This window comes from Parafilimonas sp. (assembly GCF_047606085.1).
Taxonomy (GTDB): Bacteria; Bacteroidota; Bacteroidia; order Chitinophagales; family Chitinophagaceae; genus Parafilimonas.
Genome location: NZ_JASGEX010000073.1, coordinates 1 through 9,095, shown reverse-complemented (window position 1 = coordinate 9,095; position 9,095 = coordinate 1). Strand labels below are relative to the sequence as shown.

General features: G+C 41.2%; 7 protein-coding genes. All 7 read left to right on the top strand.

The features are described 5' to 3' along the window. Window positions 1-275: 275 nt before the first annotated feature. The 7 genes from QM629_RS06630 (at window position 276) to QM629_RS06600 (ending at window position 8,988) form a co-directional block, all read left to right on the top strand. Entirely contained in the window at window positions 276-743 is a 468-nt protein-coding gene (locus QM629_RS06630) for an RDD family protein (protein WP_415158445.1), read from the top strand. A gap of 450 nt (window positions 744-1,193) precedes the next feature. Continuing rightward, a complete protein-coding gene (cphA, locus tag QM629_RS06625) occupies window positions 1,194-3,818 on the top strand; it encodes a cyanophycin synthetase (protein ID WP_415158443.1) in 2,625 nt (874 codons plus the stop codon). Between the two features lie 44 nt (window positions 3,819-3,862). Then, the gene (locus tag QM629_RS06620; RefSeq protein ID WP_415158441.1) at window positions 3,863-4,177 is read left to right on the top strand and encodes a DUF2442 domain-containing protein; all 315 of its coding nucleotides are present in this window, start codon (window positions 3,863-3,865) and stop codon (window positions 4,175-4,177) included. A 289-nt stretch (window positions 4,178-4,466) separates the two neighbouring features. Beyond that, window positions 4,467-5,309, top strand: a complete 843-nt coding sequence (locus QM629_RS06615; RefSeq protein ID WP_415158439.1) for a DUF1835 domain-containing protein — start codon at window positions 4,467-4,469, stop codon at window positions 5,307-5,309. Between the two features lie 2 nt (window positions 5,310-5,311). Then, on the top strand, window positions 5,312-5,671 hold the full coding sequence (locus tag QM629_RS06610) for a DUF4260 domain-containing protein (RefSeq protein WP_415158437.1): 360 nt from the start codon (window positions 5,312-5,314) through the stop codon (window positions 5,669-5,671). Window positions 5,672-5,953: 282 nt separating this feature from the next. Continuing rightward, the gene (gene tnpA / locus QM629_RS06605) at window positions 5,954-6,412 is read left to right on the top strand and encodes an IS200/IS605 family transposase (protein WP_415158435.1); all 459 of its coding nucleotides are present in this window, start codon (window positions 5,954-5,956) and stop codon (window positions 6,410-6,412) included. Window positions 6,413-6,429: 17 nt separating this feature from the next. After that, a complete protein-coding gene (locus tag QM629_RS06600; protein ID WP_415158433.1) occupies window positions 6,430-8,988 on the top strand; it encodes a DNA gyrase/topoisomerase IV subunit A in 2,559 nt (852 codons plus the stop codon). Window positions 8,989-9,095: the final 107 nt, after the last annotated feature.

The window sequence follows — 9,095 nt, the reverse complement described above, 5'->3', positions numbered from 1 at the left end:
ATTTGAATAGCCGTGAGCGAAACTCACGGTAAAAATGTCGAAGTTTTTGTTGAACCCGCCGCAGCGGGTTCAATATCAAAACCGTTTCATTTGCCCACCGGTCGCACCGATGGCTATTTAAATTAAACCCCATTCGGGGTCTTTTATTAATCGTGTTTCTCCTAAGTTGACGGCTATTGTGGGACACCCACCTGCGAAAATTTAAAATGCGCCCGATTATTTCTGAAATTATTGATAATATCTTATTATTGTACCCTTAATTTAATTGCTTTACTATGGAACCAGAAACCCTGCTAACCGATGTTGAATTTCAGCCTGTACCTGCAAGTGCCGGAAAACGTTTCCTGAATTATCTGATTGACTTAATTATATTTTACCTGTTATGTTTTTTATTGGGAATGCTGTTTGCACAACAGATATATGAAATGCGTGCAGTAAGCAGCGAGCCAGCATTCACATTAAAATTAGAACTTATTGCCTTGCTTGTATTGATCCTTTATTACTGTGTATGCGAAATAGTTTTTAAAGGGCGTACTATCGGCAAATTTATCACCGGCACAAAAGCAGTAAATGAAGATGGCACCCTGATAGATGCAAACACAGCTTTACTGCGCACACTCAGCCGCATCGTTCCGTTTGAGCCTTTCAGCGCTTTCAGTGGCAGGCCCTGGCATGATAAATGGACGCACACTTATGTAATTGATATAAAAAAGACAGAACAGAATAATTTCTCCATTCAATAACCATTAAGGCCGTCTTAAAAGGCCGGTTTAGCAGATATGCCACCAAACCTCAAAGGCCTTGATTTTAAAGCTTAACTTTTTCGTATCTGAGTGGCTTTGTGGAAAAACATTAATTTTTACACAGCCCGTTATACAGTTTAATTAACCGCAATCGTATACCGCCCTGTTGCTTTTTGGTAATATTCGCATGCCTGCATGGCAGCATACTTTAAACACGTTCAGCCAAAACAATCCTGATTGTTAGTTGCGGAAAAGTTATATTGCAAACAGGTTACTGCCGAAAAAAATATCAACTGTTGCAGTGTGCGACGCAACCGTGCTTACAGAAAATACAGCAGCTCATTACATAAACTAAAATAAGCGAAGCTTAAAAAACAGGCCGTGATTATTGCATTATCAGCATACACAGACAACATTGCATCCGGCAATTAAAAAACTAAAACGCATTCAATGAAAATCCGCGAAATAAAAGTTTTAAGAGGGCCCAATTACTGGAGCATACGCCGTACCAAACTTATTCAAATGACGCTTGACCTTGAAGAGATGGAGCAGCGCCCTACCAATACCATTGATGGTTTCCCCGAGCGGCTGCAAACACTTATGCCAAGCCTGTATGAGCACCGCTGCAGTGAAGACAAGCCCGGCGGTTTTTTCAGCCGTGTGAAAGACGGCACCTGGATGGGCCATGTAATTGAGCATATTGCGCTGGAACTGCAAACGCTGGCCGGCATGGATTGCGGTTTTGGCCGAACGCGCGGCACAGGCAAGGAAGGTGAATATTTTGTGGTGTTTGATTATATGGAAGAAGATGCCGGCGTTTATACAGCCAAAGCCTCAGTGCGCATAGCGCAGGCATTGATTGATGCGCAGCCATATAACCTTGAAGAAGATATTCAGCGGCTGCGGGAAATACGGGAAGATACAAGGCTGGGGCCATCAACTGGTTCTATAGTGGATGAAGCGGTTAAACGCGGCATACCTTTTATTCGCCTGAACAAACAAAGTCTTGTACAACTGGGTTATGGCGTGCACCAGAAACGGATAAGGGCAACCATTGCAAGCACCACATCAACCATTGCCGTGGATATTGCAGGCGATAAGGAAGAAACCAAGAACCTGCTGGATGCGGCACAAATACCTGTGCCAAAAGGCACGGTTATACGCAGCGAAGAAGGCCTGAAAGATGCTGTGGAAAGATATGGCTATCCATTGGTGATAAAGCCCATTGACGGCAATCATGGCAAAGGCAATACCACCAACATTACTACCTGGGAGCAGGCGGTAAAAGCGCTGGAAGCAGCCAAACAATACAGCCACAGCGTGATCGTTGAAAAATTTATTACCGGTTTTGATTTTCGCGTGCTGGTCATCAACTATAAATTTATATGCGCAGCATTAAGAACGCCTGCAAGCATTGTGGGCGATGGCGAGCATACTATTCAATGGCTGATTGATGACACCAATAAAGACCCGCGCCGCGGTTATGGACATGAAAAAGTTTTAACGCAGATAACCATTGACCAGTTCACGCAGAAAATGCTGGATGAAAAAGGTTATATACTGGAAACTATTCCTGCAAAAGAGGAACTGGTGTTATTAAAACCAACGGCTAATCTTTCAACCGGCGGCACTTCAACCGACGTTACAGATGAAGTGCATCCTGTAAACATATTTATGGCCGAGCGCATTGCCCGCATCATTGGCCTTGATATTTGCGGCATTGATATAATGGCCCCCGATCTGAAAAGGCCTGTTACAGAAAACGGCGGCGCCATTCTTGAAGTAAATGCAGCGCCGGGTTTCCGCATGCATGTTGAGCCTTCGGAAGGCATTGCAAGAAATGCGGCAGAGCCCGTTATTGATATGCTGTTTCCAAAAGGCACAACAGGCCGCATCCCGATTATAGCTATTACCGGCACCAATGGTAAAACCACCACCACCAGGCTAACGGCGCATATTTGCAAAGCTGCGGGTAAAAAAGTGGGCTATACCACCAGTGATGGCGTTTATATTCAAAACCAGTTAATGATGAAGGGCGATTGCACCGGGCCTGTAAGTGCGCGGTTTGTATTAAGCGACCCTACCGTTGATTTTGCGGTGCTGGAAAATGCAAGGGGCGGTTTATTAAAATCGGGCTTGGCCTTTGATAAATGCGATGTTGCTATTGTTACCAATGTAACGGCAGACCACATGGGGCTTGCAGGCATTAACACGCTGGAACAAATGGCGCGTGTAAAAAGCGTGGTGCCCGAAACGGTGCGGGAGGGCGGTTTCGCCATATTGAATGCAGACGATGACCTTGTTTATAAAATGAAAGACAACCTCGATTGCAATGTGGCTTTTTTCAGTATGGATGAGAACAATCCACGTATAAAGAAGCATTGTAAAGATGGCGGCTATGGCGCAGTATATGAAAATGGTTATATCACCATTTTAAAAGGCACATGGAAGATACGCGTGCTGAAAGTAAACGATATTCCCATAACATTTGACGGCAAAGCCATTCACAATATCATGAACGCCTTGCCATCTGTGCTGGCGGCTTACTTATTCAGGGATATTTCGATTGAAGACATACGCACAGGTTTAGCCACATTTGTGCCTTCGCCTGCATTAACGCCGGGCAGGCTGAATATGTTTGAATTTAAGAAATGCAGGTTTCTTGCCGACTTTGCACATAATCCCGCCGGCCTTGAACTGCTGGGCAATTTTGTAAGTAAGATAGATGGTTCGCCCAAGGTGGGCATCATAAGCGGAACCGGCGACAGGCGGGATGAAGATATTCGCGAGTTAGGAAGGTTATCAGCAAAATATTTTGATGAGATCATTATCCGCTGCGATAAAAACTTACGCGGCCGTACCGCAGCAGAAATTGTGAACTTACTGGTTGAAGGCATTAATGAAGCCAGAACAAAAGAAATTCCCATTGAAATAATTTATAATGAACACGATGCTATTTTGCATGCGTATAACAATGCAAAACCCGGCTCTTTGATCACAATTATGTGCGATGTGGTATCGGAAGCGCTCGATTTTATTAAAAGCTTAAAAGCAAAGGAAGATGCGGGCGCGTAAGCTATAAATAAATTTTAATTACGAATTGATTATTCAAAAATGGAATGCATACTTCAATCAATAAATTTGATACAATAGACTCGCTGATACACGAAGAAGGTTTACGCATAAAAGCTATAGAATTTCATCCTGAGCAGGATCTAATGTTTATTATTTTAAACACGAAAGCTGTTTTACACCAAAAGCTGTCTTCTTATAAAAGCTTATTTAATGCAGATCCAAAATCACTGATTAAATATGAACTTATTTCTGATGGAACAGGTGCTCACTGGCCTTTACTTGATGAAGATTTAAGCTTAAAGGGTTTTCTTAAAGATGAATTAAAACAGATAGTAAGAAATAAACAAACAAGCGTTTAGCAAAACAGTTTGGATTTATCCGGGAAAGCCTTAGGCAGAGAGTAAAAAACGCGCACAAACTTTCATATATGGGTAAACTTTAAACCCGCAACTTCTTTTTTTGTTTAAAAACATTTCAAATGCCTGCCGGTTTTTTATCAACAAATGCACATTTGTACATTTTCGTACCTGTGATGCCGCTATTTTAGCACCCTGCAAAAATTTTCGCAGCAGCTTGCAGTATTACTTTAATAACCGCAGGGAAAGAAATAATTTACTAACATTAAATTTCTTTTTAGAAGATAGAGGTATGATACACATTGTTTTTCAACAGGCAGATATTGAAACCTTAAAAAAGGCTATTGAACTGGACGCAGCATTACAGGGTGAAATCATTCATATTAAAGATGATTTTGCCGTGGGGCCCATTGCCGATATTTATGAAACAGAAGGCTACCAAACAAGGAGAGACTGGTGGAAAAAAGTGTTGGAAAATTCGCCATATACGGAACAGTTGGATATTGTAGATGACAAGCTTACGGTGCACCAGCTACAGGAAAAACTGAAAGATGAAACGGAACAGGCATGGATATGGATGGCGCCTAACCAGCACGATGTTTGCGGTTACTATTGGTTAATAAATCAACTGAAAGAATTTGAAGGGCGCATTTACATTCTCTCATTAAATAATCTTCCGTTCATAAACGATAAAGGAAGCATTTTCTACCCCATTGATTTGTTTGAAATTCCGCCAAAAGAGTTTATCAAAGCAAAGAAATTAGCAAGGCCTGTAACCATCAGCGAATTTGAATTAGATGTGGATGAATGGAAAAAATTATGCAGCGAAAATGGTATCGTAAGAACGCTGGATGGCGGCAAAAAAATCCTGAGCAAAGAAGCATCTTTTTATGATGATAAGATTATGGCTGCGCTAACAAAAGAAGCACAAAAGCTGAACAAAATATTTCAGGTTTTATTTACTAAGATGAAAGTGCATACCGGTGATGCATTTTTAGCCTGGCGCATGAAAGAACTGGCTAATGACGGGAAAACAGAATTAATTGGCAACTGGAATAATGGCTGGAAAGAGATTAGCCTGAAATTGCCGGGCGCTGCGGAAGAAATAAACAAAGAAGCAGATTTAAATGCATGAGCATGAAACAAACTATCAGGATCGAAGAGGCGGCCATGTTTTTATTCAGCCTGTTCTTATTTTCAAAACTGTCATTTGCATGGTGGTGGTTCCCTGTTTTGATTTTAATGCCCGATATTAGCTTTCTTGGTTATGCCAGCGGCAATAAAACCGGCGCTGTTATTTATAATATTTTTCATCACAAAGCGGTTGCATTAATGATCTATGTTGCCGGATTGTACGTTGGTAACGAAGTAGTGGAATTGGTTGGAATAGTGCTCTTTGGCCATTCAAGCATGGACAGGTTTTTTGGCTATGGCCTGAAATATTTTACAGGCTTTTCAGATACGCATTTGGGAAAGATTGGAAAAGAGAAGAAATAATAAATGGGAGAAGAGGCCGCTCCTCCGGAGCGGTGTTAACTTATGTAATCGCACTGCTACAAAGATGCTGCCCTTCCGGGGCAATGGAAGCATACAATATTATGGTTATGCGAAATATTGAATGCACTCCGCTGTTCTTTCAGGCAACTGAGCAACATACTATTGCACATGAAAACGATTAAGATTGTAATATCGCCCGGCTCCGGAGGAGCCATATCTTTGTAGTAGCAATAACAAGTTTTTTCTAACCACGGCTTCGGAGAAGCCGCATCTTCATCAACCATGCCAGATACATTTACACAACTGTATATTCAATTGGTTTTTGCTGTTAAAGGCAGGCATAATTTTATCAAAGAATCGTTCCGGAATGAACTGGAGAAATATATTTGCGGCATTGTGCGCAATAAAAATCATAAACCATTGGCTATTTATTGCATGCCGGATCATATTCATCTTTTAACAGGGCTCAATCCGGATCAGCCTATATCAGACCTTGTAAAAGAAATAAAAAATTCATCCGGTAATTTCATTAAAGAAAAAAATTGGCTGAATCAGTTTTACTGGCAACAGGGGTATGGCGCCTTCAGCTATTCAAAGTCTTCCCTTGATAAAGTGATACACTATATTTTAAACCAGCCTGAACATCATAAAAAGAAAACCTTTAAAGAGGAATATGTTGACTTCCTAATAAAATTCAATATTGAATATGACGAAAAATATTTGTTTGAATTTTACGATTAAAGATAAACAAACAAGAAATGGCAGAACAAAAAAACAGTACAGCAAATGAAACAGGGGTGCAGGGGCAATATAAAACATGGTTTCTGGATTATGCATCGTATGTAATTCTGGAGCGTGCCGTACCGGCTGTTGAAGACGGGTTAAAACCGGTGCAGCGCCGCATACTGCATGCCATGAAAGAAATGGACGACGGGCGTTTTAATAAGGTGGCGAACATCATCGGGCAAAGCATGCAATACCATCCGCATGGCGATGCCAGCATTGGCGATGCACTGGTGAATATGGGCCAGAAAGAATTACTGATTGAAACGCAGGGAAACTGGGGCGATGTAAGAACAGGCGACGATGCGGCTGCGCCAAGATATATTGAAGCGCGTTTAAGCAAGTTTGCCCTGGAAGTGGCTTTTAATGCCAAAACCACCGAATGGCAACTGAGCTATGATGGAAGAAAGCAGGAACCCATTACGCTGCCCATGAAATTTCCATTGCTGCTGGCGCAGGGCGCAGAAGGCATTGCGGTTGGTTTATCCACCAAAATATTACCGCATAATTTTATTGAAATATGCGAAGCATCCGTAAAATATTTACGCGGCAAAAAGTTTGAATTGCTGCCCGATTTTCAAACAGGCGGCATGATGGATGCCGGCAATTACAGCGAGGGGAAGCGCGGCGGTAAAATCCGGGTGCGCGCTGCCATTGAAGAACGCGATAAGAAAACGCTGATCATAAAAAGCATTCCTTATGGCATTACCACATCAACCCTGATGGATTCTATTGTAAAAGCAAATGACCAGGGTAAGATCAAAATAAAAAAAGTTACAGATGCCACGGCAAAGCACGTAGAGATACTGGTGGAACTGGCTGCCGGCATTTCGCCCGATATAACGATTGATGCGCTATATGCTTTCACCGATTGCGAGATAAGCATTTCACCCAATGCCTGCGTAATAGTTGACCAAAAACCAAGGTTTGTCAGCGTTCACGACCTGCTTAAGATTTCTGTTGATAAAACAAAAGACCTTTTAAAGCGCGAACTGGAAATTAAGCTTGGCGAACTGGAAGATAAATGGCATTATACTTCACTCGAAAAAATATTCTTTGAAGAAAAGATTTATAAAGAGCTGGAGAAGAAACACGAAACCTGGGAGAAAGTAATTGCAGCAATTGACAAGGCATTCGATCCTTTCAAAAAGAAATTAAAACGCGATGTTACGAGAGAAGATATTTTAAAGCTTACAGAAAAGCCCGTGCGCAGGATTTATAAACTTGATATTGACGAACTCAACGAACAGATAAAAGGTATTGAGGCAGACATTAAACAGGTGAAACATGACCTGGATAATCTTGTTGATTTTGCAGTGGCATACTTTGAAAACCTTTTAAAGAAATATGGCAAAGGCCGCGAACGCAAAACAGAGATAAAACCGTTTGATACCATACAGGCAAAACAGGTTGCCATCGCTAATACCAAACTATACATTAACCGCGAAGAAGGCTTTATCGGGACAGGCTTAAAGAAACCTGCCCGATCTGATCAGTCAGGCGGGGATGAATTTTTATGTGACTGCTCTGAGTTTGATGATATCATCGCCTTTACCAAACGCGGCATAATGAAAGTGATAAAAGTGGCTGACAAAACTTTTATTGGCAAAGACATCATACATGCGGCTGTTTTCTTAAAAAACGATGAACGCACAACGTACAACCTCATATATACTGACGGCAAAACGAGCATTAGTTATGCCAAGCGTTTTAATGTAACTGCCATTACCCGGGATAAAGAATATGATCTCACGAAAGGCAGCGATAAAAGCAAGGTGCAATATTTATCGGTAAATCCTAACGGCGAAACAGAAGTAGTAAAAATAACTTTAAGCCCTAACTGTTCTGCACGAAATAAAGAGTTTGATTTCTATTTTGAAACGCTTGATATAAAAGGCAGGAGCAGCATGGGCAACCAGGTTACCAAGTATCCTGTACGCACTGTAAAATTCAAAGAAAAAGGGGCAGCCACTTTAGCCGGCAGAAAGCTTTGGTTTGATAATGTGTATGGAAGATTAATAAGTGATGTAAAAAGCCTGCCTGCCGACAGGCAGGGCATTTTGTTGGGCAGCTTCGAAGCAGAAGATAAAATTTTAGTGATCTATAAGGATGGCAGTTATGAACTAACTGACCTTGAATTAACGCAACGCTTCGATGCAGAAAAAATAACATTAATAGAAAAATTTGAACCGGAGAAAGTTATCACCGCTGTATATGCTGATCTTGATAAGAAGCAATATTTTGTAAAGCGTTTTAAAATTGAAACGTCAACCCTGCACAATAAATTCTTCTTCCTAAAAGAAGATAAAAACATCCGGCTTGAAACAGCAACAACTATTGAAGACCCGGTTTTGCATTTTGAAAAAGGGCGCGGCGATCAAACCCAAAAAATAAAATATAAGATTGGGAAGAACATAGAAGTTACCGGCTGGAAAGCAGTGGGAACAAGGTTTGAAGACTACAGCAAATCGGTAAAAATGCATTGGGTAGAACCTGTTGGCAGTGCTAATACACAACAGAGTTTATTTGAATGAAGTAAAAATTCAAAGGCTTCAAAATTGCAGTAGTAATTGTAATAACTCTTGGTTTTATCATCCTGCCAAACTACCGAAACAAGTTCTCTTGTAGTTGGAAAACTTTT

Bases quoted from the DNA above. Each gene is read 5' to 3' on its own strand.
- QM629_RS06615 (WP_415158439.1), top strand. From the start codon at position 4,467: ATGATACACATTGTTTTTCAACAGGCAGATATTGAAACCTTAAAAAAG.
- QM629_RS06610 (WP_415158437.1), top strand. From the start codon at position 5,312: ATGAAACAAACTATCAGGATCGAAGAGGCGGCCATGTTTTTATTCAGC.
- tnpA (WP_415158435.1), top strand. From the start codon at position 5,954: ATGCCAGATACATTTACACAACTGTATATTCAATTGGTTTTTGCTGTT.
- QM629_RS06600 (WP_415158433.1), top strand. From the start codon at position 6,430: ATGGCAGAACAAAAAAACAGTACAGCAAATGAAACAGGGGTGCAGGGG.
- cphA (WP_415158443.1), top strand. From the start codon at position 1,194: ATGAAAATCCGCGAAATAAAAGTTTTAAGAGGGCCCAATTACTGGAGC.
- QM629_RS06630 (WP_415158445.1), top strand. From the start codon at position 276: ATGGAACCAGAAACCCTGCTAACCGATGTTGAATTTCAGCCTGTACCT.
- QM629_RS06620 (WP_415158441.1), top strand. From the start codon at position 3,863: ATGCATACTTCAATCAATAAATTTGATACAATAGACTCGCTGATACAC.